The 13,575-nt window shown below is 70.0% G+C and carries 16 protein-coding genes, 1 tRNA gene and 2 riboswitches; of the genes, 10 read left to right on the forward strand and 7 right to left on the reverse strand.

Translation table 11 applies throughout. The features are described from left to right. Positions 1-26 precede the first annotated feature (26 nt). The gene (locus ST3T6A_RS0107175) at positions 27-977 is read left to right on the forward strand and encodes an alpha/beta fold hydrolase (protein WP_051103408.1); all 951 of its coding nucleotides are present in this window, start codon (positions 27-29) and stop codon (positions 975-977) included. Next, positions 974-2,095 carry an NAD(P)/FAD-dependent oxidoreductase gene (locus tag ST3T6A_RS0107180; RefSeq protein WP_019832234.1) on the forward strand — a complete coding sequence of 374 codons (1,122 nt, stop codon included), beginning with the start codon at positions 974-976 and terminating at the stop codon, positions 2,093-2,095. Before ST3T6A_RS0107175 ends, ST3T6A_RS0107180 begins: the two co-directional genes overlap by 4 nt. Here the strand turns inward: ST3T6A_RS0107180 and ST3T6A_RS0107185 are convergent. Genes ST3T6A_RS0107185 through ispH form a run of 4 tightly spaced genes read right to left on the reverse strand, consistent with a single transcriptional unit; the run spans position 2,085 to position 4,869 of the window. Beyond that, a complete protein-coding gene (locus ST3T6A_RS0107185; protein ID WP_019832235.1) occupies positions 2,085-2,447 on the reverse strand; it encodes a DMT family protein in 363 nt (120 codons plus the stop codon). The two genes, ST3T6A_RS0107180 and ST3T6A_RS0107185, sit on opposite strands and share 11 nt — an antisense overlap. Continuing rightward, positions 2,447-2,899, reverse strand: coding sequence for a ribonuclease HI (rnhA, locus tag ST3T6A_RS0107190; protein WP_019832236.1), 453 nt, complete (start codon positions 2,897-2,899; stop codon positions 2,447-2,449). Before rnhA ends, ST3T6A_RS0107185 begins: the two co-directional genes overlap by 1 nt. Further along, a complete protein-coding gene (gene thrB, locus ST3T6A_RS0107195) occupies positions 2,896-3,855 on the reverse strand; it encodes a homoserine kinase (RefSeq protein ID WP_019832237.1) in 960 nt (319 codons plus the stop codon). The genes rnhA and thrB overlap by 4 nt, the downstream gene beginning before the upstream one ends. A 33-nt stretch (positions 3,856-3,888) precedes the next feature. Further along, entirely contained in the window at positions 3,889-4,869 is a 981-nt protein-coding gene (gene ispH / locus ST3T6A_RS0107200) for a 4-hydroxy-3-methylbut-2-enyl diphosphate reductase (protein WP_019832238.1), read from the reverse strand. A gap of 98 nt (positions 4,870-4,967) precedes the next feature. Between ispH and ST3T6A_RS0107205 the strand changes: the two genes are divergently transcribed. The 6 genes from ST3T6A_RS0107205 (at position 4,968) to gcvPB (ending at position 11,380) form a co-directional block, all read left to right on the forward strand. Then, complete coding sequence (locus ST3T6A_RS0107205; protein ID WP_019832239.1) at positions 4,968-5,633, forward strand: hypothetical protein; 666 nt, start codon at positions 4,968-4,970, stop codon at positions 5,631-5,633. 112 nt (positions 5,634-5,745) lie between these two features. Then, a riboswitch (glycine riboswitch) is annotated at positions 5,746-5,850 on the forward strand. Next, positions 5,851-5,976, forward strand: a riboswitch (glycine riboswitch). Between the two features lie 57 nt (positions 5,977-6,033). Next, entirely contained in the window at positions 6,034-7,215 is a 1,182-nt protein-coding gene (gene gcvT, locus ST3T6A_RS0107210) for a glycine cleavage system aminomethyltransferase GcvT (protein ID WP_019832240.1), read from the forward strand. Next, positions 7,215-7,595 carry a glycine cleavage system protein GcvH gene (gcvH, locus tag ST3T6A_RS0107215; RefSeq protein ID WP_019832241.1) on the forward strand — a complete coding sequence of 127 codons (381 nt, stop codon included), beginning with the start codon at positions 7,215-7,217 and terminating at the stop codon, positions 7,593-7,595. Before gcvT ends, gcvH begins: the two co-directional genes overlap by 1 nt. Before the next feature lie 97 nt (positions 7,596-7,692). Continuing rightward, on the forward strand, positions 7,693-8,460 hold the full coding sequence (locus ST3T6A_RS0107220; protein WP_019832242.1) for a class I SAM-dependent methyltransferase: 768 nt from the start codon (positions 7,693-7,695) through the stop codon (positions 8,458-8,460). Then, complete coding sequence (gcvPA, locus tag ST3T6A_RS0107225) at positions 8,460-9,824, forward strand: aminomethyl-transferring glycine dehydrogenase subunit GcvPA (protein WP_019832243.1); 1,365 nt, start codon at positions 8,460-8,462, stop codon at positions 9,822-9,824. Before ST3T6A_RS0107220 ends, gcvPA begins: the two co-directional genes overlap by 1 nt. Then, entirely contained in the window at positions 9,821-11,380 is a 1,560-nt protein-coding gene (gene gcvPB, locus ST3T6A_RS0107230; protein WP_019832244.1) for an aminomethyl-transferring glycine dehydrogenase subunit GcvPB, read from the forward strand. The genes gcvPA and gcvPB overlap by 4 nt, the downstream gene beginning before the upstream one ends. 48 nt (positions 11,381-11,428) lie before the next feature. Here the strand turns inward: gcvPB and ST3T6A_RS0107235 are convergent, their stop codons facing one another. From ST3T6A_RS0107235 to folK, 3 genes are all read right to left on the reverse strand, one after another. Further along, positions 11,429-11,794: a hypothetical protein gene (locus tag ST3T6A_RS0107235; RefSeq protein WP_019832245.1), complete on the reverse strand. Its 366-nt coding sequence runs from the start codon at positions 11,792-11,794 to the stop codon at positions 11,429-11,431. Between the two features lie 198 nt (positions 11,795-11,992). Further along, positions 11,993-12,068 (reverse strand) — tRNA-Lys (locus ST3T6A_RS0107240). A 25-nt stretch (positions 12,069-12,093) separates the two neighbouring features. Beyond that, positions 12,094-12,624, reverse strand: coding sequence for a 2-amino-4-hydroxy-6-hydroxymethyldihydropteridine diphosphokinase (gene folK, locus ST3T6A_RS0107245; protein ID WP_019832246.1), 531 nt, complete (start codon positions 12,622-12,624; stop codon positions 12,094-12,096). A 23-nt stretch (positions 12,625-12,647) separates the two neighbouring features. Between folK and ST3T6A_RS0107250 the strand changes: the two genes are divergently transcribed. Together ST3T6A_RS0107250 and ST3T6A_RS21440 are read left to right on the forward strand one after the other, a co-directional pair. Beyond that, positions 12,648-13,313 (forward strand): uracil-DNA glycosylase, encoded by a 666-nt coding sequence (locus tag ST3T6A_RS0107250; RefSeq protein ID WP_019832247.1) that lies wholly within the window; start codon positions 12,648-12,650, stop codon positions 13,311-13,313. A 5-nt stretch (positions 13,314-13,318) separates the two neighbouring features. Continuing rightward, positions 13,319-13,477 carry a hypothetical protein gene (locus ST3T6A_RS21440; protein WP_019832248.1) on the forward strand — a complete coding sequence of 53 codons (159 nt, stop codon included), beginning with the start codon at positions 13,319-13,321 and terminating at the stop codon, positions 13,475-13,477. The last annotated feature ends 98 nt before the right edge of the window (positions 13,478-13,575 follow it).

Here is a 13,575-nt window from a genome sequence, read left to right on the forward strand (position 1 = left end):
TTGCCAAACCGTAACCAGCCCGGACGATGCCTTTAGACGTTCTCCCCGCCGACTCGATCTTCGACCGCCGCAGACATCCGGACGGGATGCGATTCTGGACGTGGGAGGCCGCCGACGGCTGGGCGCATCGCGCCTGGCGCTGGGATGCGGCCGGCCGGCGCGGCAGCCTGCTGTTCCAGTCCGGCCGGGCGGACTTCATCGAGAAATATCTGGAGGCCTGCGATCACTGGCACGGGCGCGGATGGTCCGCGGAGGGATTCGACTGGCGCGGGCAGGGCGGCTCGGGGCGCTTCGTGCCCGGCGCATGGGCCGACGACCGGCTGAGCTTCGACCCGCTGATCGACGATCTTCTCGCCTTCGTGGAGGCCTGGAAGGCGCGGACGCCGGGGCCGCATGTGCTGGTGGCGCACTCGATGGGTGGGCATGTCGCGCTGCGTGCCTGCGCCGAGCGGGGGCTGAGGCTCGATGCGCTGGTGCTGGTGGCGCCGATGCTGGCGCTCAACACGCGGCGAATCCCCGCGCCGCTGGCGCGCGCGATGGTGCGCAGCGCCAAGCTGCTCGGCCTCGGCCATCGCGCGGCGTGGCGGGATAATCTCAACGACCCGCGCCGCCAGTTCCGCCTCACCGCCAGCCGCGAGCGCTATGAGGATTCGCAATGGTGGAAGCGGCAGCAGCCCGGCCTCGCGCTCGGCCCGCCGAGCTGGAACTGGCTGGGTGCCGCGCTCGCCGGGGCTGCGCGAATCGCCCGGCCGCACACGCTCGAAGCGGTGACGATGCCCGTGCTGCTGGAAGCGGCGGGGCTCGACGTGCTGGTGGATAACGGCGCGATCGCGCAAGCCGCGCGCCGGCTTCCCGGGGCGGAGCTGCTGACGCTTCCCGCCGCGCGGCATGAGGTGTTGCGCGAGGCCGACGACAATCGCCTGCCCGCGCTCGCCGCCATCGACGATTTTCTCGACCGGAAGGCGCCGGCCCTGTGAAGCGCGTGGATGTCGTGATCGTCGGCGCGGGGATGGCGGGCGCGAGCCTCGCCGCCGAAGTCGCGCCTTTCGCCTCCGTGGCGATGATCGAGGCGGAGGCGCTGCCCGGTTACCACGCCACCGGCCGCTCCGCCGCCTTCTGGACCGAGAGCTATGGCGGGCCGGGCGTGCAGCCGCTCACCAGTGCATCGGGGGATTTCCTCGCTTCGCCGCCGGAGAGCTTCTCCGAGCGCGGATTCCTGACGCCGCGCAGCGCCCTGCATCTGGCGGGGCAAGCGGATTTCGCCGCGCTCGATGCCTTCGAGGCGCGCTTCGCGGGGAGCGGCGTGGCGCTGGAACCGCTCGACGAGACGGCTATCGCGGCGCTCGTGCCGGGGCTCCGGCCGGGGCCTTGGCGCGGGCTGCTGGAGGCGAGCACGGCGGACATCGACGTGGCCGGGCTCCACGCCGCCTATCTGCGCGCGGCGAAGGCGGCGGGGGCGGAGCTGATCTGCGCGGCGCGGCTGCGCTCGGCGGAGCGCGAGGGCGGACGCTGGCGTATCGACGCGGGTAATGCGCTGACGATCGAGGCGGACGTGCTGGTCAACGCCGCCGGCGCCTGGGCGGACGAGGTGGCGGACATCGCCGATGCCGCGCCGCTCGGCATCCGGCCTTACCGGCGGACCATCGCGCAGCTCCGCGTGACGCCCGCCGCCCCCGCCGCGTTGCCGCTGGTGATCGACGCGGCGGAGCGCTTCTACTTCAAGCCCGAATCGGGCGGCCGCCTCTGGCTCAGCCCGCATGACGAGACGCCCGCGCCCGCCGCCGATGCCGCGCCGCACGAGATCGACGTCGCCACCGCTATCGATCGCATGGGCGGCGTGGTGGATTGGCAGGTCGATCGGGTGGAGCGCGCCTGGGCCGGCCTCAGGAGCTTCGCGCCGGATCGTCTGCCGATCTATGGATTCGCACCGGAGCGGCCGGGCTTCTTCTGGTTCGCGGGGCAGGGCGGCTTTGGCATCCAGACCGCACCGGCGGCGGCCAGGCTCGGCGCGGCGCTGTTGAGGAATATGAGCCCCGATCCGATGGTCGCGGGGATCGACGCCGCCCGTTATGCGCCGGGGCGCTTCAGCCGGTAGCGCCCGGCGTGCGGAACACGAAGAAGGCGCCGAGCGCGATCAGCGCGAAGCCGATCGCGTGGTTCCAGCTAATCTTCTGCCCCAGATAGAGCACCGAGAAGCCGGCGAAGACGGTCAGCGTGATGACCTCCTGCATCGCCTTCAGCTGGGCGGCGGAATAGACGTTGCTGCCCATCCGGTTCGCCGGCACCGCCAGCCAATATTCGAAGAAGGCGATCCCCCAGCTCACCAGCACCACCAGCCAGAGCGCCCGGTCCTTATATTTGAGATGGCCATACCAGGCCGTCGTCATGAACAGGTTGGAGGCGATGAGCATCAGCGGCGGCAGCAGGCGGGCGAGGAGGGGCGGCATCAGCGCCGCCCGAACTTCAGCGCTTCGTTGCTGGCAAGCTGGTCGACGCGCTCATTCTCGTCATGGCCGGCATGGCCCTTCACCCACTTCCAGTCGATCCGGTGCGGGGCGGCGGCGGCGAGCAGTTCCTGCCACAGCTCGGCATTCTTGACCGGCTTCTTGTCGGCGGTCTTCCAGCCATTCTTGCGCCAGCCGTGAATCCACTTGGTGAGGCCGTCCATCACATAGCGGCTGTCGGTGGTGAGCGTGACCCGGCACGGACGCTTCAGCGCCTGAAGCCCGCGAATCGCGGCGGTCAGCTCCATGCGGTTGTTGGTGGTCTGCGCCTCGCCGCCGGACAGCTCCTTCTCGGTCGTGCCCATGCGCAGCAGCGCGCCCCAGCCGCCGGGGCCGGGATTGCCCTTGCAGGCGCCATCGGTGAAGATCGAGACGAGGGGAGGCTCTTCGGTCACGCGACAAACAACTCCGTGCCCCTCGCGGCATAGAAATCGAGCCGGCGCAGGAAGGCGAGGGGGTCTTTCCGCGTGACGAGCGCGTCGGCCGGCGTGTTCAGCCAGTCCCACGCGCGGGTGAGGGTGAAGCGCAGCGCCGATCCGCGCGCCAGCACGGGCAGCGCCGCGCGCTCGGCATCGGAGAGGCCGAAGGCGTGCGCATAGCCATCGAGCAGCGCGCGGCCGACCGCTTCGTCATAGGTCGCGCCGTCGGAGGAGAAAGCCCAGGCGCTGTGCGTGACGGCGAGATCCCAGGCGCGCAGCTCGGTGCAGGCAAAGTAGAAGTCGATCATCCCCGTTACCCGGTCGCCGAGCATCAGCACATTGTCGGGGAAGAGATCGGCATGGATCACCGAGCGCGGCAGGCCCGCCGGCCAGTGCGCGTCGAGGAAGGCCAGTTCGTCGGCGATCCGCCGGGAGAGGCCGGGCTGGATCGCATCCACCGCCTCGCCGCAGCGCGCCGCCAGTTCGTGCCAGCCGGGAAGGCCGAGCGTGTTCGGGCGTTCGGGCGTGAAGTCGGCGAGCGCCGCATGCATCTGCCCGAGCGCCTCGCCCGCCGCGCGCGCCTGCGCCGGCGTCGGGTGCGAGAGCGATACGCCTTCGAGGAACTCGATCAGGCAGGCGGGCCGGCCGGCGACCGTCTGGATCTGGCGGCCGTCCCGATCCTTGAGCGCGCGCGGCACGGGCAGGCCGCGATCGGCGAGATGATCGAGCAGCGCGAGGAAGAAGGGCAGGTCGCCCGCATCCACGCGCTTCTCATAAAGGGTGAGGATGAAGCGCCCGGCCTCGGCCTCGACCAGATAATTGCTGTTCTCGACCCCTTCGGCGATCCCCTTGGCCGAGCGCAGCGCGCCGAGCCCGTAGGATGCGAGGAGCACAGCCATCTCCTCGGCCGGAACATGCGTGTAGACTGCCATGAAGCTCCCCCCTGTCGCCCGGCTGCCGCCCGTTCAGGCGGCGAGGCCGTGGGGCAGCTTGAACGACATCTTCTCCACCGTGGTGGTGATCTCGCGCTCGCTGATCGCATAGCGGGTCGCGATCCGGTCGACTACCTCGCGCACCAGCACCTCGGGCGCGGAAGCCCCGGCGGTGATGCCGAGCGTCTTCACGCCCTCGATCCAGTCGAAATCGATCTCCTCGGCGCGCTGGACGAGGCGGGCGCGGGCGCCCTCGCGCTCGGCCACCTCGACGAGGCGGACGGAGTTGGACGAGTTGGGCGCGCCGATCACCAGCATCGCGTCGCACTCGTGCGCGATCGCCTTCACCGCCGCCTGACGGTTGGACGTGGCATAGCAGATATCCTCGCCGCGCGGCCCCTGGATGGCCGGGAAGCGGACCTTCAGCGCATCCACGATATCGGCGGTGTCGTCCACCGAGAGCGTCGTCTGGGTCAGGAAGGCGAGATTGTCGGGATCGGCCGGCGCGAGCGCGGCGACGTCCTCCATGGTCTCGACCAGTGTCATCGCGCCGTCGGGAAGCTGGCCGAGCGTGCCGATCACCTCGGGGTGGCCGGCATGGCCGATGAAAAGGATGTGGCGGCCCTGCTCGGACAGGCGCTCCGCCTGACGATGGACCTTGGAGACGAGCGGGCAGGTGGCGTCCAGCCACGTCAGCCCGCGCTCGGTCGCCTTGTTGGGCACCGCCTTGGGCACGCCGTGCGCCGAGAAGACGACCGGCGCATCGTCGGGCACCTCGTCCAACTCCTCGACGAAGATCGCGCCCTCGGCCTTCAGCGTGTCGACGACATATTTGTTGTGGACGATCTCGTGCCGCACATAGACGGGCGCGCCGAACTTCTCGATCGCCAGCTCCACGATGCGGATGGCGCGATCGACTCCGGCGCAGAATCCGCGGGGCGCCGCGATCAGCAGTTCGAGCGGCGGGAGGCCGGCCTCGGCCGGCGGGCGGGTTTCAATCTGGGCGTCGACCATGCTCATCGAGCCTTACGCGATTGCTTGCCTGCACGAAAGGCGCTTCCTATGATCCGCGCCGTTCCGCGCCACTCGGCGTGCCTCTAGGAAGTGTCCCCTTGTCGATCGCCAAGCGTCTGCCGCTCGCCCTCGTCCTTCTGCCGCTGCTGGCCACGGGATGCGCCCATGATAACGAGATCACCGCCATCGGCGGCTCGATCGGCCAGGAGGTGAAGCGCACGAGCTGCCCGGCGGTCGGTGTCGCCGCCTACACGGGCACGATCACCCTGTTCGATCCGCCGGCGAGCCGCGATTCCAACGCGATCGACGTGGTCGCCACCATGACCGACCTCAAGAGCCAGTGCGACGACAGCAACGCGGATTCGCCCACGCTCGCCACCAACGCGACCTTCCGCGTGGTCGCCCGCCGTCGCGACAGCCATGGCGCGCGCGACGTGGTGCTGCCCTATTATGCGGTGGTGATGCACGGTGGGGACAAGATCGCCTCCAAGTCGATCAGCCGCATCTCGATCCATTTCGACGACGGCAAGCTGCTGGGCGAGGCGAATGGCCAGGCGAGCGCGACCGTCAGCCGCGCCGACGCGACGCTGCCGGAGAACATCCGCAACCGCCTGATCCGCAAGCGCAATGCCGAGGACGCCGACGCCTCGATCGACCCGATGACCGATCCGGGCGTGCGCGCGGCGCTCAACAAGGCGAGCTTCGAGCTGCTGGTCGGCTTCCAGCTCACCAACGAGCAGCTCGCCTACAACGCCACCCGGTAAGGGCTTCGCGGAAAGGGGGTACGCCTCTTTCCACAGCAAAGAGCGTGTCCGCCGATTGACTCGGAGGCGGTGCTCGGCCACTCCGCGACTCGCTTCCGGCGGGTGACCGTCGGCTGCACGCGCGGGAGAGCGTGCCGCCGGGCTTTCAGCCCATGACGGCGCCGCCGAAGGAGCAACCGCCCCGGAATCTCTCAGGCCACGGGACCGCGCGGGCAGAACAGGGCACTCTGGAAAGCGGGCGGGGGCCATATGCGGCCAGCCGCCCCACCGAAGGGGTAAGCGGACGGCGCCGATAGGTGGCCGGCCTGCGAAAGCTCTCAGGTTCCGTGACAGAGGGGGCGAGGATGGACGCGACGAATCCCGTCGCCGCCGCCTCGTCTGACTTTGACCGGAGCGCCTGATGACCGACGCGAACACCCCGACCGACGACACCGAGATCGTCGCCGACGCGCCCGAGGCGCTTCCGCTCGACCTGTGGCACCGTAACAAGGGCGGCCGCATGGTGGAGTTCGCCGGCTACCACATGCCCATCCAGTATGAGGGCATCATGGCCGAGCATCTCTGGACCCGCGAGCATGCCGGCCTGTTCGACGTCTCCCACATGGGCCAGCTCCTCTTCACCGCCGAGGAGGAGGGCGTCAACGTCGCCGCCGCGCTGGAGGCGCTGCTGCCGGCCGACGTGAAGGGGCTGGGCGCTGGCCGCCAGCGTTACTCGCTGCTGCTCGCCGACAATGGCGGCATCCTTGACGACCTGATGGTCACGCACCTGCCGGACGCGTCGCCCTTCGACGCGCCGGGCGGCTATTACATGGTCGTCAACGGCGCGACCAAGTGGGAGGATATCGGGCATCTGCGCGAATATCTCCCCGACGAGGTGACGCTCTCGCATCTCTACGAGCAGGCGCTGCTGGCGCTTCAGGGGCCGGAGGCCGTCACCGCGCTCGCCCGCCTCGCGCCGGGCGTCGCGGACCTCACCTTCATGACCTCGGGTGCCTTCACCATCGCGGGCGTGGACTGCTGGGTCAGCCGCTCCGGCTATACCGGCGAGGACGGGTTCGAGATCTCGGTCCCGGCCGAGGATGTCGAGAAGGTCGCCGACGCGCTCTGCGCCCTGCCCGAGGTGAAGCCGATCGGCCTCGGCGCGCGCGACTCGCTGCGCCTGGAGGCAGGCCTCCCGCTCTACGGCCATGATCTCGACGAGGAGACCACGCCGGTCGCCGCCGATCTCGGCTTCGCGCTCTCCAAGCGCCGCCGCGAGGAAGGCGGCTTCCCCGGCCACGCCCGCATCATGGCGGAGCGCGAGCAGGGCTCGATCCTGAAGCGCGTCGGCCTCGTGGTTGAAGGCCGCCAGCCGGTCCGCGAGGGCGCGCTGGTGCTCGATGCCGAGGGCAATGAGGTGGGCCGCGTGACGTCGGGCGGCCATTCGCCCTCGACCGGCCAGCCGATCGCCATGGCCTATGTGCCGCTGGCCTCCGCCGTAGCTGGCGCGAAGATCACGCTCAGCCAGCGCGGCAAGATCTACACCGGCACGGTGACCCCGATGCCCTTCGTCCCCCACCGTTACCATCGCAAGGGAGCTTGATGGCCATGACGACGCTCTATTTCACGCAGGACCATGAGTGGATCGCCGTTGACGGTTCGACCGCGACCGTCGGCATCACCGACTATGCGCAGTCGCAGCTCGGCGACATCGTGTTCGCCGAAGTGCCGGCCGCCGGCACCAAGGTCGAGAGGGGCAAGGAAGCCGCCGTCGTCGAGTCGGTGAAGGCCGCCTCCGACGTCTATGCGCCCGTCACCGGCGAGGTGATCGAGGGCAATGGCGCGCTCGGCGACGATCCCTCGCTGGTCAACACGGCGCCGGAGAGCGACGGCTGGTTCTTCAAGCTGACGCTGGCCGATCCGTCGGAGCTGGACGGCCTGATGGACGAGGCCGGCTACAAGGCCTTCGTCGACGGCCTGTAATCGTGAACGCGGCGCTTCCCTCCTATTTTCCTGCCCATCGCGGCAGGCGCATGAGAGGGAGCGCCGCGCCCGCCCCGACGGCCGCGAGGGAAGGGCGATGACCGTCAACAAGACCTCCCGCTGGGATGCCGCCGACTACGGCCGGAACGCCGCCTTCGTGCCCGCGCTGGGCGCGCCGGTGGTGGAGCTGCTGGCCCCGCAGGCCGGCGAGCGCATCCTCGATCTCGGCTGCGGCGACGGCGCGCTGACGGTGAAGCTGGTGGAAGCCGGCGCGATCGTCACCGGCGTCGATGCCTCGCCCGCGATGGTCGAGGCGGCGCAGGCCCGTGGCCTCGACGCGCATGTCGCGGACGGGCAGCAGCTCACTTTCCCGCCCGAGTTCGACGCCGTGTTCTCCAACGCCGCGCTTCACTGGATGCTCGATCCCGCCGCCGTCGCGCGGGGCGTGTTCAGGGCGCTCAAGCCCGGTGGCCGCTTCGTCGGCGAGATGGGCGGGCAGGGGAACATCGCCACGTTGCGCGCTGCGCTCCATGCCGAGCTGGCCGAGCGCGGCTATTCGATGCCCGGCGGCGATCCCCAATGGTATGCCGCCCCCGACGAGTTCCGCGCCGTCTACGAGGCGGCCGGCTTCGTCGATGTCGTGGCGCATCTGATCCCGCGCCCGACGCCGCTGCCCGCCGGTGTCGCCGGCTGGCTCAAGACCTTCCGCACCGGCTTCCTCGACAGCGCCGCTGTTCCCGACGAGGAGCAGGCCGGCGTTGCGCAAGCCGTCGAACGCCGCCTCGAATCCGCCTTTCGCCAGCCCGACGGGCGCTGGCTCGCCGATTATGTCCGCCTCCGCTTTTCGATGAGGAAGCCCCACTGATGCGTTATCTCCCCCTTCAGCCCGCCGACCGGCAGGCGATGCTGGGCGTGATCGGCGCCGGCTCGGTCGACGATCTGTTCGTCGACGTGCCTGCCGCCGCGCGCCTTTCCGGCCCGGTGCCGGGCCTGCCGCTCCACGCCACCGAGCAGCAGGTCGAGCGCCAGCTCAGCCAGCTCGCCCGCATGAACCAGGCGGCGGGCGACCAGCCCTTCTTCCTCGGCGCGGGCGCCTATCGCCATCATGTGCCGGCCTCGGTCGATCACATCATCCAGCGCGGCGAGTTCCTGACCAGCTACACGCCCTATCAGCCCGAGATCGCGCAGGGCACCTTGCAGGCGCTGTTCGAGTTCCAGACGCAGGTCGCGCGCCTGTTCGGCTGCGAGGTGGCCAACGCCTCCATGTATGACGGCTCGACCGCCTGCTGGGAGGCGATCGTCATGGCCCGCCGCATCACGCGGCGCGGCAAGGCGATCCTCTCGGGCGGGCTGCACCCGCATTATGTCTCGGTCTGCCAGACGATGGCGAAGTTCACCGGCGACGTGCTGGAGACCTCGACCCCGCGTCTCGATGGCACCGCCGAGATGGAGATGGCGCGCCTGATCGCCGCCATCGACAGCGAGACGAGCTGCGTCGTGGTTCAGAACCCCGGCATCCTCGGTCGCGTCGCCGATCTCTCGGAGCTGGCGGAGGCTGCTCACGCCAAGGGCGCGCTGCTGATCGTGGTGGTGACGGAGCCGGTGTCGCTCGGCCTCGTCAAGTCGCCGGGCGAGATGGGCGCGGACATCGTCGTGGGCGAGGGCCAGTCGCTGGGCGTCGGCCTCAACTTCGGCGGGCCTTATGTCGGCCTGTTCGCCTGCGCTGAGAAGCATGTCCGCCAGATGCCGGGGCGCCTCGCCGGCGAGACGGTGGACGCGGACGGCCAGCGCGGCTTCGTGCTGACGCTCTCCACCCGCGAGCAGCATATCCGCCGCGAGAAGGCGACGTCGAACATCTGCACCAACTCCGGCCTCTGCGCGCTGGCGTTCACGGTGCACATGACGCTGCTCGGCGAGAAGGGCCTGCGCGAGCTGGCCGAGCTCAACCATGCGCTCGCCGTCGAGGCGGCCGAGACGCTGGCCAAGGTGCCGGGCGTCGAGGTGATGGACGGGGCCTTCTTCAACGAGTTCACGCTGACGCTGTCGAAGGAAGCGCGCCCGGTCGTCCGCCATATGGCGGAGCGTGGCGTGCTGGGCGGCGTGTCGCTCGGCCGCCTCTATCCGGGCGTGACGGAGCTGGAAAAGGGTCTGGTCGTCGCCGTCACCGAGACGACCACCAAGGAAGATGTTGCCGCGCTGGCGGCCGCGCTCGAGGAGGCGCTGGCATGACGATCAATCAGTCGGGCTGGCGCCCGGAAGCGCCTGTCGCGGGCGGCCTCGATGCCGCCCCCACTTACACCGGCAACAAGGCGCTGATGCTGGAAGAGCCGCTGCTCTTCGAGATCGGCGGCAGCGACCGCACCGGCGTGGACCTGCCCGAAGCGCCCAAGGTGAAGAGCCGCCTCGCCGGCCTCGAACGCCTCAAGCCGATCGAGCTTCCGGGCCTCACCGAGCCGGAGGCGGTGCGCCACTACACGCGCCTCAGCCGGCAGAACTACGCCATCGACCTCGGCCTCTTCCCGCTCGGCTCGTGCACGATGAAGCACAATCCGCGCCTCAACGAGAAGATGGCTCGCCTGCCGGGCTTCGCCGATCTGCATCCGCTGACCCCCGTGGACGGCACGCAGGGCGCGCTGGCGCTGATCCATCTCGTCGCCGAGTGGCTCAAGACACTCACCAACATGCCCGGCATCGCGATGAGCCCCAAGGCCGGCGCGCATGGCGAGCTGTGCGGCCTGCTCGCGATCCGCGCCGCGCATGAGGCGAAGGGCGATGCCCGCAAGGTCATCCTCGTTCCCGAGAGCGCGCACGGCACCAACCCGGCCACCGCCGCCTTCGCCGGCTATGCGGTGAAGGGCATCCCGGCGACCGAGGATGGCCGCGTCGATCTGGAGGCCCTGAAGGCTGCGCTCTCGCCCGAAGTGGCGGGCGTGATGATCACCAACCCGAACACCTGCGGCCTGTTCGAGCGCGACATGATCGCGATCTGCGAGGCGGTCCATGCGGTGGGCGGCTACGTCTATTGCGACGGCGCCAACTTCAACGCGATCGTCGGGCGCGTGCGTCCGGGCGATCTCGGCGTCGATGCGATGCACATCAACCTGCACAAGACCTTCTCGACGCCCCATGGCGGCGGCGGTCCGGGTTCGGGGCCGGTGGTGTTCTCGGCGGCGCTGGCGCCCTACGCGCCGCTACCCTTCGTCGAGAAGCATGGCGATCGCTACGCCCTCGTCGAGGAGGAGACGGTGGCCGCCGAAGGGCATAACGACGCCTTCGGCCGGATGGTCGCCTTCCATGGCCAGATGGGCATGTTCGTCCGCGCGGCGGCCTACATGCTGAGCCATGGCGCGGACGGGCTGAAGCAGGTGTCCGAAGACGCCGTGCTCTCGGCCAACTACATCCTGCGTTCGCTCGAGGACACGCTCGACGCGCCGTTCGCCAAGTCCGGCCCTTGCATGCACGAGGCGATCTTCTCGGATGCGGGCTTCGCGGAGGGCTTCTCGACGCTCGACGTGGCGAAGGGGCTCATCGACGAGGGCTTCCACCCGATGACGATGTACTTCCCGCTCGTCGTCCACGGTGCGATGCTGATCGAGCCGACCGAGACCGAGAGCAAGGCCGCGCTCGACCAGTTCATCGGGGCGCTCCGCCATGTCGCGGAGAAGGCAAAGGCGGGCGATGCCGGCCTCAAGGCCGCGCCGGTCCACGCGCCGCGCCGCCGCCTCGACGAGACGGCCGCCGCGCGCAAGCCGGTGCTCGTCTGGAAGGAACCGACGCAGGGTTAAGAGATACAGCCGGGCGGTGCGATGCCGCCCGGCTTCCTCTCCAACTGGTTATTTCTTCGGCGCCGTGTGGTGCTTGCGGGCGTGCGACGCGGCGTGATGGCCCGAGCCGCCCTTCTGCACGCACTTGTCGGTGACGGTGCGCGAGCAGGCGGGCAGGTTGCTGTCGTCGGTCGATGCGGCGGCAGCGGTGGCGCTCGACGCCTGCGACGGAGCCGGCGGCGTCGACGAGGCGTCCGGGGTCATCGGGGCGGACGTGGTCGGGGCCGACTGGTCGGGCGCGGCGGGAGGCGTCGCGGCATCCGGCGTCGCCGGCGCGGTCGCATCGGCAGGCGGTGTCGTCGGGGCGGGCGGGGTATCCTGCGCGACGGCGGCGCTGCTCAGCGCCAGTGCGGACGCGAAAAGGATCATCTTCATTATCGTTCCTCCAACCGTTGTCGGCGAGTGAACAGGTCTCGCGTGGGGCCCAACCCGGCAGAATAAGGCGGGTTCCATGACAAATTGGTGGGGACGAGTGCGCGCCACCTTGTTCCCAGCCCGGAACGAGGCTGATTCGGCCTCGAAACGAGACATTCGAATCGGCTGAAAATATTTCGACGGGAGCGGCGGTGCGGATGGTGGGTCCGCCGGGACTCGAACCCGGGACCTCTCGATTAAAAGTCGCTTGCTCTACCGACTGAGCTACGGACCCATGCCGCGCCGCCGCGTGGCCGTCCCTATTGGTCTCGGGGCCGGCGGTCAACCGGTCGCGGCTTGCGGCGGCGCGCGTCGAGCTGGCGGAGCGTGCGGCCGGCGATCGGGTGGCGCCAGCCGGGCGCCACGGCGGCGGCGGGGGCGAGCGCGAAATCGCGGGCAGGCAGGGCGATGTGCGGCACCGCGAGCCGGCCCGAGAAGCTGCGGCGCGGGAGGGGAGGCCATGCGCCTTCCGACCACGCCAGAATGTCGAGATCGATCACGCGCGCGCCCCAGCGCCGCCCACGCCGCCGGCCGAAGCTGCGCTCGATTCGCTTGAGGAGCGCGAGCAGATCGGGAGGCGCAAGGCGGCTCTCCACCAGCACGGCGGCGTTGGCGAAGTCGCGGATGCTGGGGCCGAGCGCTGGGGTGCGGAGCGTGGCGCTCTGCGCGCGGATCGTCAGGCCCTCGGCGGCCATCGCCTCGATCGCGGCGGCGAGGACGGCGCGCGGCCGGCCGTGCGTCCCGTGCGGGCGGTTCGAGCCTAGGCCGATGACATAACTTGCCGATCCCATCCCCCAGCGCCTATCGCGGGCCGATGGCCGTTGAAACCCCCGATATCGCCGCCGCAGAGCCTTCGCCCGATTGCCCGTTCTGCCCCCGGCTGGTGGCGTTGCGCGAGGAGCAGAGGGCGCTGCACCCGGACTGGTTCAACGCGCCGGTGCCCTCGTTTGGCGACCCGCAGGCATGGCTCGCGATCGTCGGGCTGGCGCCGGGGATGCAGGGCGCGAACCGCACCGGGCGGCCCTTCACCGGGGATTTTTCAGGCCCGCTGCTCTACGAGACGCTGGCGAAGTTCGGCCTGTCCGAAGGCACTTATGCGGGAACGCCCGACGATGGCGTGACGTTGAAGGGGGCGATCATCGTCAGCGCGGTGCGCTGCCTGCCGCCGCAGAACAAGCCGACGCCGGAGGAGATCCGCACCTGTCGACAGTTCCTCGAACCCGCGCTCGATGCGTTGCCGAACCTCAAGGTGGTGGTGGCGCTCGGCCAGATCGCGCACCAGTCGGCCGTGAAGGCGCTGGGCGGTAAGCTGCCGAAGATGCCCTTCGCACACCTCGCCGAGCATCGGTTGCCGTCGGGGATGCGGCTCGTGGATAGCTATCATCCGTCGCGCTACAACCAGAACACGGGCGTGATTACCGCGCCGCTGTTCGAGGCGGTGTTCGAACGGGCCGCCGCGCTCGGGCAGGCGGCGGGCTAGGCGCCATGGTCCATCTGACGCTGGCGATCGCGGATTTCATGATGATCCTGATCACCGCCGCTCTCTGGGCGGCGGCGTCGGCGGGCGGGATGATCCTGCTCGGCCTCGCGGCGCTGGGCGGCACCTTCTGGGCGGTGCGGCGGCTGGTCCGCAAGCGCGACTGACATCCTCCCCGCGTGCGGGGAGGGGGACCATGCGCAGCATGGTGGAGGGGAAGGGCGCGACGCATGAAGGCGNCNCNCNCNCNCGCGCCGCCGCCGCG

This window comes from Sphingomonas sp. PR090111-T3T-6A, from assembly GCF_000383095.1.
Lineage (GTDB): Bacteria > Pseudomonadota > Alphaproteobacteria > Sphingomonadales > Sphingomonadaceae > Solisphingomonas.

Bases quoted from the DNA above. Each gene is read 5' to 3' on its own strand.
- ST3T6A_RS0107235 (WP_019832245.1), bottom strand. From the start codon at position 11,794: ATGAAGATGATCCTTTTCGCGTCCGCACTGGCGCTGAGCAGCGCCGCC.
- folK (WP_019832246.1), bottom strand. From the start codon at position 12,624: ATGGGATCGGCAAGTTATGTCATCGGCCTAGGCTCGAACCGCCCGCAC.
- gcvPB (WP_019832244.1), top strand. From the start codon at position 9,821: ATGACGATCAATCAGTCGGGCTGGCGCCCGGAAGCGCCTGTCGCGGGC.
- gcvH (WP_019832241.1), top strand. From the start codon at position 7,215: ATGGCCATGACGACGCTCTATTTCACGCAGGACCATGAGTGGATCGCC.
- ST3T6A_RS0107175 (WP_051103408.1), top strand. From the start codon at position 27: ATGCCTTTAGACGTTCTCCCCGCCGACTCGATCTTCGACCGCCGCAGA.
- gcvPA (WP_019832243.1), top strand. From the start codon at position 8,460: ATGCGTTATCTCCCCCTTCAGCCCGCCGACCGGCAGGCGATGCTGGGC.
- ST3T6A_RS0107250 (WP_019832247.1), top strand. From the start codon at position 12,648: ATGGCCGTTGAAACCCCCGATATCGCCGCCGCAGAGCCTTCGCCCGAT.
- ispH (WP_019832238.1), bottom strand. From the start codon at position 4,869: ATGGTCGACGCCCAGATTGAAACCCGCCCGCCGGCCGAGGCCGGCCTC.
- ST3T6A_RS21440 (WP_019832248.1), top strand. From the start codon at position 13,319: ATGGTCCATCTGACGCTGGCGATCGCGGATTTCATGATGATCCTGATC.
- ST3T6A_RS0107220 (WP_019832242.1), top strand. From the start codon at position 7,693: ATGACCGTCAACAAGACCTCCCGCTGGGATGCCGCCGACTACGGCCGG.
- ST3T6A_RS0107185 (WP_019832235.1), bottom strand. From the start codon at position 2,447: ATGCCGCCCCTCCTCGCCCGCCTGCTGCCGCCGCTGATGCTCATCGCC.
- thrB (WP_019832237.1), bottom strand. From the start codon at position 3,855: ATGGCAGTCTACACGCATGTTCCGGCCGAGGAGATGGCTGTGCTCCTC.
- gcvT (WP_019832240.1), top strand. From the start codon at position 6,034: ATGACCGACGCGAACACCCCGACCGACGACACCGAGATCGTCGCCGAC.